The sequence below is a fragment of the Roseomonas gilardii genome (genome assembly GCF_001941945.1).
GTDB lineage: Bacteria > Pseudomonadota > Alphaproteobacteria > Acetobacterales > Acetobacteraceae > Roseomonas.
Genome location: NZ_CP015584.1, coordinates 592798 through 608768, shown reverse-complemented (window position 1 = coordinate 608768; position 15971 = coordinate 592798). Strand labels below are relative to the sequence as shown.

General features: G+C 66.3%; 11 protein-coding genes and 1 pseudogene. 9 read left to right on the top strand and 3 right to left on the bottom strand.

Annotation, left to right across the window (positions count from 1 at the left end; all coding sequences use genetic code 11):
* Window positions 1-58: 58 nt before the first annotated feature.
* Window positions 59-1045, bottom strand: a complete 987-nt coding sequence (gene iolG, locus RGI145_RS22160) for an inositol 2-dehydrogenase (protein ID WP_075800672.1) — start codon at window positions 1043-1045, stop codon at window positions 59-61.
* A gap of 662 nt (window positions 1046-1707) precedes the next feature.
* Between iolG and RGI145_RS22155 the strand changes: the two genes are divergently transcribed.
* The 9 genes and pseudogenes from RGI145_RS22155 to RGI145_RS22120 all read left to right on the top strand — a co-directional run bounded on the left by RGI145_RS22155 (window position 1708) and on the right by RGI145_RS22120 (window position 11033).
* On the top strand, window positions 1708-2736 hold the full coding sequence (locus tag RGI145_RS22155; RefSeq protein ID WP_075800671.1) for an ABC transporter substrate-binding protein: 1029 nt from the start codon (window positions 1708-1710) through the stop codon (window positions 2734-2736).
* Complete coding sequence (locus RGI145_RS22150; protein ID WP_156878728.1) at window positions 2706-4943, top strand: ABC transporter permease; 2238 nt, start codon at window positions 2706-2708, stop codon at window positions 4941-4943. Before RGI145_RS22155 ends, RGI145_RS22150 begins: the two co-directional genes overlap by 31 nt.
* A 2-nt stretch (window positions 4944-4945) precedes the next feature.
* Entirely contained in the window at window positions 4946-6058 is a 1113-nt protein-coding gene (locus tag RGI145_RS22145) for an ABC transporter ATP-binding protein (protein WP_237183330.1), read from the top strand.
* Entirely contained in the window at window positions 6055-6873 is an 819-nt protein-coding gene (locus tag RGI145_RS22140) for an inositol monophosphatase family protein (RefSeq protein ID WP_075800669.1), read from the top strand. The genes RGI145_RS22145 and RGI145_RS22140 overlap by 4 nt, the downstream gene beginning before the upstream one ends.
* 42 nt (window positions 6874-6915) lie before the next feature.
* Window positions 6916-7026 (top strand): annotated as a pseudogene (locus RGI145_RS26270) (hypothetical protein); the annotation flags it as partial.
* Window positions 7027-7072: 46 nt separating this feature from the next.
* Window positions 7073-7459 carry an MFS transporter gene (locus RGI145_RS22135; RefSeq protein ID WP_075800668.1) on the top strand — a complete coding sequence of 129 codons (387 nt, stop codon included), beginning with the start codon at window positions 7073-7075 and terminating at the stop codon, window positions 7457-7459.
* Between the two features lie 294 nt (window positions 7460-7753).
* On the top strand, window positions 7754-9340 hold the full coding sequence (locus RGI145_RS22130; protein WP_075800667.1) for an ABC transporter substrate-binding protein: 1587 nt from the start codon (window positions 7754-7756) through the stop codon (window positions 9338-9340).
* A gap of 5 nt (window positions 9341-9345) precedes the next feature.
* Window positions 9346-10248: an NAD(P)-dependent oxidoreductase gene (locus tag RGI145_RS22125; protein WP_237183329.1), complete on the top strand. Its 903-nt coding sequence runs from the start codon at window positions 9346-9348 to the stop codon at window positions 10246-10248.
* A gap of 53 nt (window positions 10249-10301) precedes the next feature.
* Window positions 10302-11033, top strand: a complete 732-nt coding sequence (locus RGI145_RS22120) for a hypothetical protein (RefSeq protein ID WP_075800665.1) — start codon at window positions 10302-10304, stop codon at window positions 11031-11033.
* A 151-nt stretch (window positions 11034-11184) separates the two neighbouring features.
* Here RGI145_RS22120 and RGI145_RS22115 read toward each other — a convergent pair whose 3' ends face one another.
* Window positions 11185-14310 carry an efflux RND transporter permease subunit gene (locus tag RGI145_RS22115; RefSeq protein ID WP_075800664.1) on the bottom strand — a complete coding sequence of 1042 codons (3126 nt, stop codon included), beginning with the start codon at window positions 14308-14310 and terminating at the stop codon, window positions 11185-11187.
* On the bottom strand, window positions 14307-15359 hold the full coding sequence (locus RGI145_RS22110; RefSeq protein ID WP_208864022.1) for an efflux RND transporter periplasmic adaptor subunit: 1053 nt from the start codon (window positions 15357-15359) through the stop codon (window positions 14307-14309). The genes RGI145_RS22115 and RGI145_RS22110 overlap by 4 nt, the downstream gene beginning before the upstream one ends.
* Window positions 15360-15971 lie beyond the last annotated feature (612 nt).

Sequence of the window (15971 nt, the reverse complement as noted above, 5' to 3'; positions counted from 1 at the left end):
TACCCGCCCGCTTCTGCATGCCCGGACCCATCGGCCACCTGCCCATCCCTTGTGCCCGTCAGACCCGCACGGGGGTCCCTGCCTGCCATGATGCCGTCGCGGCATCCGCCAGGCGCTGGGCGAGAAGACCGTCCCGCCCGGATGGCGCGGGCGGGGTTCCCGACCGGATATGCGACAGGAAGGCGGCCAGTTCCTCGCGATAGGCATCGGCATAGCGCTGGAGGAAGAAATCCTGGACCGGATCGGCCAGGAAGCCGGCGCCGGTCGCAATCTCCACGGTGGACCTGTGGATGTTGCCGGCACGCAGCATGCCCTTGGACCCATGCACCTCGATGCGTTGGTCATAGCCGTAGCTGGCGCGGCGGGAGTTCGAGATCTGGCAGATGCGTCCCCTGGCGGTCTTCATCAGCACAGCGGCGGTGTCGGCATCCCCGGCCTGTCCGATGGCCGGGTCCACCAGGGCCGACCCGATGGCATGGACCTCCACCACCTCGTCGCCGCCGAGAAGGAAGCGCGTCATGTCGAAGTCGTGGATCATCATGTCGCGAAAGATCCCGCCCGAGGAGGCGACATAGGAGGCCGGGGGTGGCGCGGGATCGCGGGAGATCACGGTCACCATCTCCACCTCGCCGGCCACGCCCTCCACGAGGCGGCGGCGTAGTTCCGCGAAGTTCGGATCGAAGCGGCGGTTGAAGCCTATCATCAAGGGCACGCCCGCTTTCTCCACCACTTCCAGGCAGGCGGCGATCCTTTCGGACGACAGGTCCACCGGCTTCTCGCAGAAGATCGCCTTGCCGGCGCGGGCGGCCCTTTCGATGCAGTCGGCATGAGTGGTCGTGGGCGTGCCGATGATGACGGCATCGACATCGGGGCCTTCGATCGCGTCATCCACGTCGCGAACCTCGGCCCTGGTCATCCGCGCGAGCTTCTCGGCCGCCGGCCGGTGCGGATCGGCCACGGCAACGAGGCGCGCGGCCGGCGAGGCCGCGACGTTCAGGCCATGGATGGTGCCGATGCGACCGGCACCCAGAACAGCGATCCTCATCCCTGGTCCCCCGTGGCAGGCTTCGTGGGTCAAGCCAGCCGTAACTTATCTTCCGTTGCAGGCACAATGGAATGAATATGCCGAATCAGCAAGCCGGAAGATGCGTACTAGATAGCCTTTCCTCGCACTGGATGGTGTATTTCCGGCCGCGGATCAATTGGGATACCGAGAAAATTCTACCGGAAGTTCTTTGGAAATAATGACTTAACTGGGTAATTTTGTCGTGTGATGAAGTTGGAACAACGGCGCCACCGTTCGACATATTTGTTCCCAAACATGGAAAAATGGAATTGACAGTCCACAAAGCCGGACGGACAGTGATGCAGAGGGAGTGCCCTGCACATCTCGGGGCCCGCGTTCATGGATGGAGAATGTCCTCATGACCCATGCGGAAACGCGGCACGATCGTGTCTTGGCCAACGACACAGCGTAAATCCGGAACCGCACACACGAACCGGCATACCAACATGGTGCTTCACGGCCGGGATCAGGCACGCACTCGCTTGCCCCAGGCGTCTTCCAGCCCGGGTTTGTTCTTCCCCGGCACCGGGAATTTCCGGACTGCATCAGAACTGCGCCTGGGCGCGCGACTTCGCCACTGAACGCAACATCACAACAGCAAAACAACCGGTTCAGAAAAAATAACTGGGAGAGACGGACAGATGCTCAAGAACACGCTGAAGGCCTTTGTCTTCCTGGGCGCGCTCACGGCGGGAGGTGGCGGTCTTCATGCCCAAAGCGGCAGCTTGGTCATGTATTGCGGCGTGAACGAGCAGTGGTGCCGCGCCGCCGCGAACGCCTTCCAGGGAGAGACAGGCATCCGCGTGGACATGACCCGGCAGAGCGCCGGGGAGATCTATGCGCGGCTGCGCGCCGAGAAGAACAACCCACGGGGCGATGTCTGGTTCGGTGGTACGGGCGATCCGCATCTGCAGGCTGCTTCGGAGGGAATCTCGGAGTCCTACCAGTCCAGGACTCTCGACCAATTGCAGGACTGGGCACGCAAGCAGGCGGAGCGATCCGGATACCGGACGGTCGGCCTGTACATGGGGGCGCTTGGCTATGGCTATAACGAGACCGAGTTGCAGCGCCGGAAGGTCGCCGCACCCAAATGTTGGGCCGATCTTCTGAAGCCGGAGTTCAAGGGAGAGATCCAGGTTGCCGATCCGAACGCATCGGGGACCAGTTGGACCATGCTGGCGACGCTCGTGCAGCTGATGGGCGAGGACCCGGCCTTTGCCTACCTGAAGAAGCTGGACGCGAATGTCGACCAGTACACCAGCGCGGGCGCAGCCCCGGCGCAGGCCACCGCACGCGGCGAGACCATGGTCGGCATCGCCTTCCAGCACGATGTCATCGATGCGGCCAAGCAGAACCCCCATGTGAAGGTGGTCTCGCCCTGCGAAGGCACGGGCTACGAGATCGGCTCGATGAGCATCATCCAGGGTGCGCGCCATCCGGAGGAGGCCAGGCGCTTCTACGAATGGGCGCTGACGCCGGCGGCGCAGAAGATCGCGGCCAGCAACGGCTCCTTCCAGGTTCCGTCGAACAAGGCGACGCCCGTTCCGCCGGAAGCCCCCGATATCAGCCAGATCAAGCTGATCAACTATGATTTCGAGAAGTACGGCTCCTCGCAGGAGCGCGGGCGGCTCCTGTCCCGATGGACACGCGAAGTCAAGAACGCACGCTGACCGCCATCATCATGGGAAAGGCGCCGATAGGAGCGCCGCGTCGCGGCGCCGCATGGTGGCTGGCGGCCCTGGCCGCCGCCCTGTTCCTCCTGCCCTGGTACGGCCTGGACAATGGCCTGCTTGGCGGCCGCTGGAGTTCGCTGCCGGCCATGGCGGAGGCTGTGCTGAAGGGCCGTGTCTGGCTGTGGCCCTTGCTGCTGCCCCTGCTGTCGGCCGCCTGGGGCATCCGGCGACGGGCGTCGGAGCCCCTGGTGGTGGCGGGTGTTGCCGGCCTGGGCTGGCTGGTCCTGGAGGCTTTCGGCCTGCGGGAGCACGGCCTGCATCTCGGCGGGCTGTCCGCGTTGCTGGAGGGAAGCGCGAGCCAGCCGGCGCTGGGCTGGGGCGCGCTGCTCTATGCCGTGGCCGCCATGATGCTCCTGGCCTATGGCCTCGCGTGGCGGGGCTGGTGCAGGGGTGAGGTCTTCACCGTCGGCGCGATCGGCCTCGTCTGCGGCTCCATCCTGGTCTTCGTGGGCTATCCGGTCCTGTCCATCCTGATTTCCGCCTTCCAGGACAATGACGGGCGTATCGACCTCATGCTCTTCGCCCGGAAGTTCACGGATGAATCCATCTGGAGCCTGGATTGCCTGGCGGGTGGCCGTAGCTGCGGCGTCGCATGGAACTCCCTGGCCCAGGGTGTCCTGGTCGGCGTGCTGAGCACCCTGCTCGGCCTGGCCTTCGCCCTGGTCGCGACCCGCACGCGCTTTCCCTTCCCGCGCCTGCTGCGCGTCATGTCCGTGCTGCCGGTCATCACCCCGCCCTTCGTGATCGGCCTGTCGCTGATCCTGCTCTTCGGCCGTGCCGGCATGGTCTCCAACCTGTTGCAGGACTGGTTCGACCTGCCACGCTCCCGCTGGATCTACGGCATGCCGGGATTGACCATCGCACAGCTCCTGGCCTTCACGCCGATCTCCTTCCTGGTGCTCCAGGGCGTGCTGCAGGGTGTCAGCCCCAGCATGGAGGAGGCCTCGCAGACCCTGCGCTCGGGGCGCTGGCGCACCTTTCGCCATGTCACCTGGCCGCTGATCCGGCCGGGCCTCGCCAATGCCTTCCTGATCGCCTTCATCGAGAGTCTCGCGGATTTCGGCAATCCGATCATGATCGGCGGCAATTTCCGCGTCCTTTCCACCTCCATCTACTTCGCCGTGGTCGGGGCCGCGCATGACCAGGGGCAGGCGGCGGTGCTGGCGATCGTCCTGCTTGTCTTCACCCTGTCCGCCTTCCTGCTTCAGCGCTTCTGGATCGGCCGCCGTTCCTACGTGACCCTTTCCGGCAAGGGGGATGCCGGGCTGCCGCTGCAACTCCCCACGGGGCTGCGGCGCCTGTGCCTGGCCGTCGTCATGCCCTGGGTCCTGCTGACGGCGGCCGTCTATGCCATCATCCTGACCGGCGGCTTCGTGAAGGCCATCGGGAACGACAACAGCTTCACCTTGCAGCACTTCCTGACCGCCTTCGCCATCCAGCACGGCGCGGCCGGATGGTTCCTCGCCGGCTCGGCCTGGAACTCGCTGCTCACGACGCTGATGGTGGCCCTGCTGGCGATGCCGCTGACCGCGGCATTGGGTATCCTGACGGGCTATCTGCTCAACCGGCAGAGCTTCGCCGGGCGGGGGGTCTTCGAGTTCCTGACCATGATGAGCTTCGCCATACCCGGCACAGTGATCGGCATCAGCTATATCCTGGCCTTCAACGTCCCGCCGCTGGAGCTTACCGGCACGGCGCTGATCATGGTGGTGGCCTTCGTGTTCCGGAACATGCCGGTGGGCATCCGGGCCAGCATCGCCAATCTGAGCCAGGTGGACCGCTCGCTGGACGAGGCCTCGCTGACGCTCGGGGCGCGTTCGGCCTCGACCCTGTGGCGGGTGATCCTGCCGATCCTCCGGCCGGCCGTGGCCACCTCCATGGTCTATTCCTTCGTGCGGGCGATCACCTCGGTCAGTGCGGTGATCTTTCTGGTCAGCGGCGAATACAACCTCGCCACGGTGTATATCGTGGGGCGTGCGGAATTCGGGGAGTACGGCATCGCCATCGTCTATTCCGCGGTGCTGATCGTCATCATGGTCGCCGCGCTGATGGCCATCCAGGCGCTGGTGGGTGAGCGCCGCATCGGACGGCGCAAGGCCGCGGAGGCAGCCGCCCCGGCACGGCCCGCAGTGGCAGGAGCATGAGCTTGAACCAGATCCGACGCGACCAGCCCAGCCGGGGGACCGGGAGGATGAGCGGGCATCCGGCCCTGGAGTTCCGTGGCGTGGTCAAGCGATACGGGCCGGTCACAGCGGTCCAGGCGGCCGACTTCGCCATCGCGCCCGGAAGCCTGGTGACGCTCCTGGGGCCGTCCGGCTGCGGCAAGACCAGCACGCTCCGGCTGATGGCGGGACTGGAGCACCCGTCGGAAGGGCGCATCCTGATCGATGGCCAGGACGTGACCCACCTTTCCGCCGCGGAACGCGACGTGTCCATGGTGTTCCAGTCCTATGCGCTTTTCCCGCACATGACGGTGATGGAGAATGTCTGCTATGGCCTGCGCGCTTCCGGCATGCGCCGTGCCGAGGCCGAGGCGCAGGCGGCGGACAAGCTGCTGGCCGTCGGCCTTTCGGGATTCGAGAAGCGGCTGCCCTCAGAGCTGTCCGGCGGGCAGCAGCAGCGCGTGGCGGTGGCCCGCGCCATCGTCCTGAAGCCGAAGGTGCTTCTCTTCGACGAGCCCTTGTCCAACCTCGACGCCAAGCTGCGCCGGCGCGTGCGTGCCGATATCCGGGACCTGCAGCAGTCGCTGGGGCTGACCGTGGTCTATGTGACGCATGACCAGGAGGAGGCGCTGGCCGTTTCCGACCGGATCATCGTCATGCGCGGCGGCGTGATCGTCCAGGATGGCGATCCGCGCGCTCTCTACGAGCGTCCGAACAACCGCTTCATCGCGGACTTCATCGGCAATGCAAATCTCCTTCCGGTGACCCTCCTGCGCCGCGACGGAGGGCTGGCCGACGTGACTCTGGATTCGCTGACGCTGGCCCTGCCGCACAGGGATCTGCCGGACGGCGGCGCCTTGTTGGCGGTTCGTCCGCAAGGTGTGGCCCTTCGCCCCGGCGCAGCCGGAAGCGACGAGTTGCCGGGGCATCTGCGCAAGGCGGCCTATCTGGGAGAACACATGGAATACGAGGTGGTGCTGGATGGCTCCGGGGCGGAGCTTCTGGTCAAGACATCGGATTGCGCCCTGGTGATCCCCGAGGGTTCCAGCGTGGCGGTGAGGATCGATCCCGCCGGGGCGGTGGTGGTGCCGGCATGACCGACGGGATCGCCCGCCGCCTGGAGGTGGCCGTGGAACTCGCACGCGAGGCCGGCGCGATCGCGCAAGGCATGCGGGCGACGCTGGGGCCGGTCGAGACAAAGAATCCGATCGACTTCTGCACCGCCGCCGACCATGCGGTGGAGGAGATGCTGCGCGCCCGTCTCACCACGGCCTTCGGAGACAGCATGATCGGCGAGGAGGACGGCGGCGAGGATTCCGACAGCGTCTGGGTGGTGGATCCGATCGACGGCACGGCGAATTACATCCACGGTGGCCCGCGCTGGTGCATCTCCCTCGCCTATCTCCGTGCGGGGCGCGTCGAACTGGGCGTGATCCACCAGCCGGGGGAGGACCGCCTGTTCACCGCACGGCGCGGACATGGTGCTTTCCTCAACGGGAAGCGTCTGGATGTCAGCCATCTGTCCCACGGCGCCGCACCGCTCGTGGAGGTCGGATGGTCGGCACGGAGGAGCCTGGCTTCCTATGGCGCCTTCCTCGGCCGGTTGACCAAGGCGGCCTATGAGTTCCGGCGGCACGGATCAGGGGCGCTCGGTCTCGCGGATGTCGCTGCCGGGCTGAACGACGCCTATGTGGAGCTTCACATCAATGCCTGGGACGTGCTCGCCGGCCTGATCCTGGTGCAGGAGGCCGGGGGCGTGACCAACGACTTCCTGGCCGGGAGCGGGTTGGCCCAGGGCAATCTGGTGCTGGCTGCCACGCCGGAGATCGGAGCGTCCCTGGCCGCGATGCTGGGGACCAGCCTCCTGCCGCGGCAGGAGCGCCGGGATCCGGCGGGCGGTGGCCCTGCCTGAAACGGGTTGCGCGGCCGCGGCGCCGAGGACCTGCTGCTGGCCGTGGTGGACGGGCTGAGGAGCTTTCCCGAGGCCATCCTGGCAGTGTTCCCGGAGGTCGTGGTGCATTTCCGCCTCCCGCGCCAAAGCCTGGGCTTCGTCGCCTACAAGGACCGCAAGGCGGTGGCCGCGGCGCTGAAGGCCGTCTGCCAAGCCGTGAATGCCGCCTCGGCCGGAGCTGGGCCGTGCCTGGGGCGAAGGGGTGCCCTTCCATGTCTTCAGCATGGAAATCCGGCACGTCCTGGACGCCACCAGTGCTATCGAGGCGCTGAACACCTTCCAGACCGGTCTCGTCAACTCCATCCCCTACGGTCTCGCTGCCGCGCTCATGATGTTCTGGAACGCGCATTCCGACCGTACCGGGGAGCGCCGCCGGCACACGGCGCTGCCGCTGCTTGTGATCGCCAGTGGGCTGGTCGGCGTAGCCTTCACCGGCAGGTCGCTGCCGCTGACCGTCGCGCTGCTCAGCTGCGTGCCCGTCGGCTACTCCTCGTTCAAGGGCCCCTTCTGGGCTTTCACCTCCGGCGCCCTCCGCCGGCACGTATAGCCTCGCCCTGCTGCCGATCGTGGCCTTGGCCTTCGCAGGCGCGCCGACCGTCCTGCTCATGGGCAGGCCGCGGGTGCCCCCGAAATCCGGCGTCGTCGCGGCCGGGTAGGATCATTGGGTGCCTGGTTTCTTCGGGCAATCGGACGCCCGATGCAAAGAGGGTTTTGACGCCGGCCAGTGCACCGGCCAAGCTCCGACCCGGTGCCGGCTCCATGACGTCACCGCGTCGTATCGGATACGCTGCCGAACAAGAACAAGCGCCCGCGACAACGGGCTCGCCCGGAGGAATCATCCATGTTAAGGCGTCAATTTCTCGGCAGCGTGTCCGCTGCCGCCCTTGGCCCTCTTGCCGCGCCCCGGATCGCCCAGGCGGAAGCGGCCAGCGTGCTGCGCTTCGTACCGTTTGTCGATCTGTCATTGCTCGATCCGATCGCCACCACGGCGACACCGACGCGCAATCACGCCTTCCTGGTCTTCGATACGCTCTATGGCCTGGATGGCCATTTCCAGCCGCAGCCACAGATGGTGGACGGCCATGTCGTGGAGGATGACGGTCGCCGCTGGACGCTGAAGCTCCGCGACGGGTTACGCTTTCACGACGGCAGTGCCGTGAGGGCGCGGGACTGTGTCGCCAGCATCCGACGTTGGGCAGTGAGGGATTCCTTCGGCCAGGCCTTGATGGTCGCCACCGATGAGTTGTCCGCCGTTGACGACAGGAACATCCTGTTCCGCCTGAAGAAGCCCTTTCCCTTGCTGCCAGCGGCTCTCGCCAAGGCATCCCCGAGCATATGCGCCATCATGCCGGAACGTTTGGCTTCCACGGATCCGGCGAAGCAGGTGAGCGAGATGGTTGGCTCCGGCCCCTTCCGCTTCCTGGCCGACCAGCACATGGCCGGCGCCCGTGCTGCCTATGCGCGGTTCGACGGCTATGTGCCCCGGCCGGGCAGCGGGCCCTCCGGCACCGCCGGTGCGAAGGTGGCCCATTTCGAGCGGGTGGAATGGACGACCATGCCGGATGTCTCTGCGGCCTCCTCGGCGTTGCAGGCGGGAGAGGTGGACTGGTGGGAGACGCCCTCGCCCGATCTGGCGTCGATGCTAAAGCGCGACCGCAACCTGAGGGTCGAGGTGAAGGATCGACAGGGGCTGACCCCCATCCTGCGCTTCAACTGCATCCAGCCCCCCTTCGACAACGTGGCCTTGCGGCGTGCCGTGTTGGGAGCGGCGAGCCAAGCCGATTTCATGCAGGCCTATAGCAGCGATCCCGGGACCTGGCACGTCAAGCTCGGCATGTTCTGCCCGGGCACGCCGATGGCCAGCGATGTGGGGTTCGACCGGCTGTTCGGAGAAACCAACCTGACCGCCGCGCGCAAGGCCGTGAAGGACGCGGGCTACAAGGGCGAGAAGGTGGCGTTCATGCTGCCGATGGATCATCCGGTGAGCGCGCCGCTGGGACAGGTCGGCATCGACCTGTTCAAGCGCATCGGCCTGAACGTCGAGGTGCAGGCGGTGGACAGCGGCACCATGTTCCAGCGACGGAACTCGCGCGAGCCGGTGGAGAAGGGCGGGTGGAGCGTATTCCCGTCCATGGTCTCGGGCCTGAACATCCTGGACCCCGCCGTGACGAGCGTGGCGCGCGGCAACGGGTTGAATGGCTGGTACGGGTGGCCCGAAAGCCCGGAAGCCGAACGGCTGCGCAATGCCTGGCTGGATGAGCGCGACCCCGCGCAGCAGAAGCATCTGGCCGAGCAGATCCAGGCTCAGGCCTGGTCCGACGCAAGTTTCATCCCCACGGGCCAGATCTTCCAGCCCATGGCGTGGCGCCGTACCATCGATGGCGTGCTGGATGGCTTCGTGAAGTTCTGGAATGTGAGGCGGATATGATGGCGATGCGTCAGGTCAGGGTCGGGCTGATCGGCTATGGCGAGGTGGGGAGCACGCTGGGCGCTGGGCTGCGAGCCCGTGGACTCGCGGAGGTTGCCAGCTACGACACAGGGGCTTTCGATGGACCCTACGCCGCCCTGATCCAGGAGCGTGCCGCCAGCGCGGGCGTCACGCTGGTGCGTTCGCCTGCCGAGCTGGCCGAGCGGGCGGATATCGTGATCGGCGTGACCCCTGGCTCTGCCTCGATCGAGAGTGCCGCGGGCTTTGCGGCGGTGCTGCGGCCGCGGCATGTGTTCATCGACATCGCCTCCGCCACGCCGAAGGTGAAGCAGGCCATGGCGGCCGAACTGGCGGGCACGGGAAGTCAGGTCGCGGATGGTTCGATCGTTGGCACGCCGCGTGACGGGCTAGGGTTGCCCATCCTGGCCAGTGGTCCTGCCGCCGAGAGGGTGAGCGAAGCGCTCGTGCCCTGGGGCATGAAGATTGATCCGGTAGGAGCGGAACTGGGCACGGCCTCTGCCATCAAGATCCTGCGTTCCGTGTTGATCAAGGGGATCGAAGCCCTGCTGGACGAGATGATGCTGGGCGCCCGTCGCTACGGCCTGGACGACGTTGTCCTGCAATCAGCCGCGCGGACGCTGATGTCACGGCCTTTCCCGGATTTTGCGGGCAACCTGATCTCCACGGGGGTCATCCACGCGCAGCGCCGTTCGGAGGAGGCCGCCATGGCCGCCGACGCCCTGTCCGATGTGGGGATCGAGCCGATCATGACGCGTTCCACCGCCGCGCGGCTGCGATGGGTGGATCAACTGGCGTTGAAGGAGCATTTCGCAGGCCGCATCCCGGAGGACTACCGGGAGGCTCTGGCGGCGATCGAGGCGCGGATGGTGCCATACTCTCCGCGCTGAGCCATGACGGTCGGATACTTCAATCAAAAGCTAAAGATACTCTGCGCAGCGCGGTGACGAAGTTGGCCAGCGGCGTCGCGGTTGCGGCGGCGAGGACGTCGTCGAGCGTCTCGCTGCTCCGCCGCCGCAGCACGGCGGCGGAGCCGCTTTGCCGCGGTGATCGTCGCGGCCAGGGTGGGCACTTCCTCCAGCAGTCGCGCGACGAAGGCCTGATCCGGCTGGACCTGGGTCTGGGCATCGGCCAGCAGGAGCCGGGCGGTGTTGTGGAAGCCCTCGGTTCAGCGGCGCTCCAGGTGGTCACTACAGGGATCGAGCAGGCTGCCGCGGCGCGGCTGCTGCCAGGTCGGGATGGTGCCGGCCCGCAGCCAGCGCCGCAGCGTCTTGCGATCGGCATCGAGATGCCAGGAGATGGCGCTGAGCGAGGCGCCTGCGGCATGCAGGCGGGCTGCCTCCTCGAACCGGGCCTGCCGGTGGACATGGGTGGCCGTGATCCGCTGCCCAGCCGTGTCGGCTGGCACGCCGACTACCTCACCCGGCGTCACCAGGTCCGGCACCTGCGTCCTCACCGCTTTGCCGGCCCGGCGAACCGCGCCGTGGTGGCGCTGCGTGCAGGCATGGACGGCCTCGCCGAGGTTGCGGAGCAGGTGATAGCGATCCGCGACCTGGACGGCACCGGGTGCACCCTGGCGCGCGCCATCCGCACAGACGCCGGCCCGGTCGCGGGCGACGATCGCGACGCCCGGGTTGACCTGCAGTCACGCCGCCTATGGCCAAATTCAAGGTAAGCATGCGTTGCGTTTTTTCAGGCGAAACATGGATTTCATCGGGGTATTAGAATCGAGACAGCGTGTAATATCCTCCATCTTATTCGGATAATTTCAGAAATACCTTTGCATTTCATTGTCTTTGTTCGGAAATTCTAGCAAATTTTGCCGCTCAGTATTTTTTACTGAACCCATAAATTCGGGCTTTAGCTTTTTCACGCAGGGTCTGGACCCCGACATAAAGCGCCGGGATCATCACCAAACCGAGCAAGGTTCCTACCAGAAGGCCGCCGAATAACGTCATACCGATGGAACGACGGCTTTCCGCCCCGGCACCACTTGCGATGACCAGCGGCATAACGCCCAGAATCGAACTGAAGGCGGTCATGACTATCGGCCGGAAACGCTGCCTCGTCCCATCCAGGGCAGCCTCCAGTATGCCCATCCCATCGTCCCGGCGTTCCTTGGCGAATTCCACGATGAGGATGGCGTTCTTCGCAGCGAGACCCACCAGCAGCAGCAGACCGATCTGGGCATAGAGATCGATCGGCCTGCCGGTCAGAGCCAGGGTGCCGAGGGCCCCCAGCACGGCGATGGCGACCGACAGCATGACGGCGATGGGGACGCTCCAGCTCTCGTACTGGGCCACGAGGAAAAGATAGGTGAAGACCGTGCCGATGACGATGATCAGGATCGTCTCCGTCCCCGCCTGCCGCTCCTGCAAGGCCAGCCCGGTCCACTCGAAGCCGAAGCCTTCCGGCAGGCTTTCCCGCGCCAGGACCTCCATGTGATCCAGCGCCGCGCCACTGCTGGTCCCGGCTGCCGCCTGTCCGTTGATGGAAACGGCGGGGAAGAGGTTATAGCGGCCGATGGCGTTCGGGCCGAGCGCGTCCGAGGTGACGATCAAGGCACGCAGCGGTACCATCTCGCCCGCGTTGCTGCGGACATGCAGGCGGCCGATATCGGCCACACGCCCACGGAAGCGCGGCTCGTCCTGAATGCGGACCTGGAACACCCGGGACAGGATGTTGAAGTCGTCCACATAGGCCGAGCCGAGATGCGCCTGCAGCGTCTCGAAGATGGCGCCCGGCGTGACACCGAGCAGTTCCGCCCGGCGCCGGTCGATCCGCAGGTAGATCTGGGGGGTGTCCGACCGGAAGGTGCTGAACACGCCGGTCAGTCCCGGCGCCTGGTTCGCGCGGAAGATCAGGCCGCGCGTCGCTTCGGCAAGATCCTCCTGGCTCTGCCCGGCGCGGGCCTGAAGGCGCATGTCGAAGCCGCCCGTGCTGCCGAGCCCGGGGATGGCGGGCGGCACGAAGGCCACGGCCGTCCCGGCCGTCATCTCCGCTAAACGGCTCCGGAGATGCGCCAGGATGCCATCGACGCTCTCGGCAGGGTCCCTGCGTTCCCGCCATGGCCGGAGCGAGGCGATGACCATGCCCGCATCGGAACCGCCGCCACCGATCAGGCTGCTGCCAGCGATGCTGATGACACCGCCGACGCCCGGCGTGTCGCGCACGGCGCGGACCACATCGTCCAAGGCGGCCTCGGTCCTGTCGAGCGAGGCGGCGCCGGGTAGTTGGAGGTTCACGAAGATGTAGCCCAGATCCTCCGAAGGGATGAAGGCTGTCGGTAGCATGCGGAACAACCCGAAAACGCCGGCCAGCACCGCCACCATGATCACTCCGCCGATGGCCAGCCGCTTCCCGAGCCGCGCCAGCAGCGCCAGGCAGCCCTGTCGTGACCGGTCGAGGGCCGTATCGAGCGCCGAGAAGAACCGGCCCTGCCGTCCGCCTGGTTGTTTCAGGAGGATCACGCAGAGGGCCGGGCTCAGAGTCAGCGCATTGACGGTGGAGAGGACGATCGTCGCCATGATCGTCACGGCGAACTGTCCATAGAGTTGGCCCGTGATGCCCGAGAGGAAGCCGATGGGCAGGAATAGCGCGGCGAGCACGAGCGTCGTGACCACGATGGGCGCGGTGACCTGCCGCATCGTGTCCAGCGTGGCCTCGGTGACGGGCAGGCCGTGCTCCCGCATCACCCGCTGAACACCCTCGACCACGATGATGGCATCGTCCACCACCAGGCTGATGGCCAGCACGATGGCGAAGAGGGTGATGGTATTGGCCGAGTAGCCCAGCGCATAGAGGATGACGAAGCCGCCCAGCAGCGAAACCGGGATCGTCAGCATGGGGATCAGCGTGGCGCGCCAGTCCTGCAGAAAGACATAGGTGACCAGGACGACGAGGAGGAAGGTGATGCCGAGCGTCACGGCGATCTCCCGGATCGTCTCGTTCACGAAGGCTGTCGTGTCGAACACGACCGTCTCCGCGAGGTCGTCCGGGAACTGGGCGGCGGCACGCGAGAGCTCCGCCCGCACGGCCCCGGCGACGTTCAGGGCGTTGGCGTCGGGGGAGGCATAGACGACGACCGTGGCGCTCGGCTGGCCGTTGAAGCGGGAGCGGATATCGTAGGATTGGGCACCGAGCTCGATACGCGCCACGTCGCGCAGGCTGACGATCGCGCCATCGGTGTTGGTGCGGATCACGATATCCCCGAACTCCTCTGGCGTCGCCAGCCGGCCTCGGGCCATGATGATCATCTGCAGCTCCTGCCCGGCCGGCGCGGGCGGCGACCCGATCAGCCCTGCGGATGCCTGGGCGTTGTGCGAGCGGATGGCCGCCGCGATGTCGGCCGCGGTGATGCCCAAGGCCTGCATGCGATCGGGGTTCATCCACACCCGCATGCTGTAGGCGGGGCCGAAGACGCCGACCTCGCCCACGCCGGGAATGCGGGCCAGCGTGTCGCGCAAGTTGACCGAGGCGTAGTTGCTGATGAATATCCCGTCCCGCGTGCCACGTGGCGAATAGACCGCGACCCCCAGCAACATGCTGGTGGACCGGCTGCGGACGGACACGCCCGTCTGCGTGACCGCGGGCGGCAGCCGGGCCGTGGCCTGGGCGACCCGGTTCTGCACGTTCACCTGGGCGATGGCCGGGTCCGTGCCCACGCGGAAGGTGACCGTCAGCGAATAGCTGCCGTTGTTGCCGCTGGAGGATGACATGTAGAGCATGTCATCGACGCCGTTGACCTGTTCCTCGATCGGGGCGCCGACACTGTCCGTCAGGACATCGGCGCTGGCCCCTGGATAGCTGGCGCTCACCTGGATCTCGGGCGGCGTGATCGGCGGGAACTGCGCGACGGGGATCATGGTGAGGGCGAGCAGCCCGGCGATCGCTGTCACGACGGCAATGACCATCGCGAAGCGCGGCCGCCGGATGAAGATGGCGGATATCATGGGCGCGGTGTTGTCTCGGGCGCCTGCCCCTGGGCCGGGTCGGCCGTGGTGTCCGGAGCCTGCACCACCCGCACCACTGCCCCGGGCCGTGCGTTCTGGAAGCCCTGGACGATGACGCGTTCTCCGCCCTTCAGCCCCTCCTCGACGATCCAGTTCTGCCCGATCTGGGCGCCGACACGGATGCGCCGCAGTTCGACCTTGCCGTCGTCGCCCACCAGGAGAACGAAGCGGCCCTCGCGATCCAGCTGCACCGCCCCAAGCCGGATGACGGGGCGCACGGACGGCGACGCGGGATGCAGCGCCAGCGTGACGAACTGTCCTGGAACCAGGAGGCCATCCGGGTTCGGGAAGCGCACGCGCACCGGGATGGTGCCTGTCCGGGGGTCGAACTCGTTCCCAAGGAACTCGATCTCGCCCTGGTGGGAATAGTCCTGTCCTGAGGACAGGACGAGCCTCGGCACGAACTCCTCGCCCCGTTGCCCTGCCAGAGATCTGCTGCGGTGTTCCAGGATGCTCTGGTCGCTGACCGAGAAGACGACGCGGATCGGATCGATCTGGACCACCCGGGCGAGCGCCCCGGAGGAGGGTGCGACGAGACTGCCGACCGCGAAAGTGGTATGGCCGATCCTGCCCGGGATCGGCGCCCGGATCGTGGTATAGTCGAGATTGAGCTCGGCGCGGCGGACTCCGGCCTCCGCCGAGAGGACATTGGCACGGCCCCGGTCGCGTGCGGCCTGGGCTTCCTCCAGGGCGGCCTGGGAAGCGGCCTGGGTTCGGCGGAGTTGCTCGCTGCGCTGGAAGCGCCCTTCCGCGTCGCGGAGATCGGCCTGTGCGCTGGCGAGACTTGCCCTGGCCGCCACCAGGGCGGCCTCGTATCCGGCGCTTTCGATCTGGAAGAGGACCTGCCCCTGCTGGACGACCTGACCCTCGTCGAAGTGGCGCGCCTCGACGAAGCCCTCGACGCGGGAGCGGATATCGACAGCGTTGACGGCTTCCACGCGCCCGAGGAAGTCAGCGCTCGGCAAAACCTTCTCGACAGACACGAGCATGACGGTCACTGCAGGTGCTTGTGCGGCAGCTTGAAAAGTCAACAGGACAAAGGGGATAAGAACGACTGGAAGCAGAGAACGGAGCCAGATGGAAAGAATGCTCATAATCATGTGATGCATTTCCGATCTTCGCGGTATTTTACCATGCTCTATCACTGCAACCTCAATAGGAAGAATTTCGGGCTCAGTAGGCAGAACCCCCGCCGCTCATCCTACCCCAACCGCTATGAAACGGCCTCTCAAACTGGATAGCGTGGCTCCCCCTATCCTCCTGGGTAAAGGAGTGGGGACAGCTCAGGGACGTGAAGTGGACTACCTGGATGGACGGCACCGGTTACGCTTTGATCAGCCGGGTCGTGATCGGTGATTTCGATGGCTTCAGTGTCAATCCGCGCTCATCCGCCTCTACCTCTGCCCTCGGATAGACCGCGCAGGCTAGCTTTCCGGTTGCGAGACGTCTTTGGCGGCTTCAGCGATTTGGCGTGCCAGGGACGATGTCGTCTGGTCCAGCGCGACCTTCGGGCATGCCGCAGGCGAGCTTGCGACGGGCCTTGAGGCGTTCGGCGACGGCCTGGTCGGGTGTCTTGCCATCGAGCACGCGCTGGCGGCGGG

Excerpts from the sequence above, each read along its gene's own strand:
- iolG (WP_075800672.1), bottom strand. The coding sequence starts at position 1,045 with ATGAGGATCGCTGTTCTGGGTGCCGGTCGCATCGGCACCATCCATGGC.
- RGI145_RS22155 (WP_075800671.1), top strand. The coding sequence starts at position 1,708 with ATGCTCAAGAACACGCTGAAGGCCTTTGTCTTCCTGGGCGCGCTCACG.
- RGI145_RS22150 (WP_156878728.1), top strand. The coding sequence starts at position 2,706 with ATGGACACGCGAAGTCAAGAACGCACGCTGACCGCCATCATCATGGGA.
- RGI145_RS22140 (WP_075800669.1), top strand. The coding sequence starts at position 6,055 with ATGACCGACGGGATCGCCCGCCGCCTGGAGGTGGCCGTGGAACTCGCA.
- RGI145_RS22135 (WP_075800668.1), top strand. The coding sequence starts at position 7,073 with ATGCCGCCTCGGCCGGAGCTGGGCCGTGCCTGGGGCGAAGGGGTGCCC.
- RGI145_RS22130 (WP_075800667.1), top strand. The coding sequence starts at position 7,754 with ATGTTAAGGCGTCAATTTCTCGGCAGCGTGTCCGCTGCCGCCCTTGGC.
- RGI145_RS22125 (WP_237183329.1), top strand. The coding sequence starts at position 9,346 with ATGCGTCAGGTCAGGGTCGGGCTGATCGGCTATGGCGAGGTGGGGAGC.
- RGI145_RS22115 (WP_075800664.1), bottom strand. The coding sequence starts at position 14,310 with ATGATATCCGCCATCTTCATCCGGCGGCCGCGCTTCGCGATGGTCATT.
- RGI145_RS22110 (WP_208864022.1), bottom strand. The coding sequence starts at position 15,359 with ATGCTCGTGTCTGTCGAGAAGGTTTTGCCGAGCGCTGACTTCCTCGGG.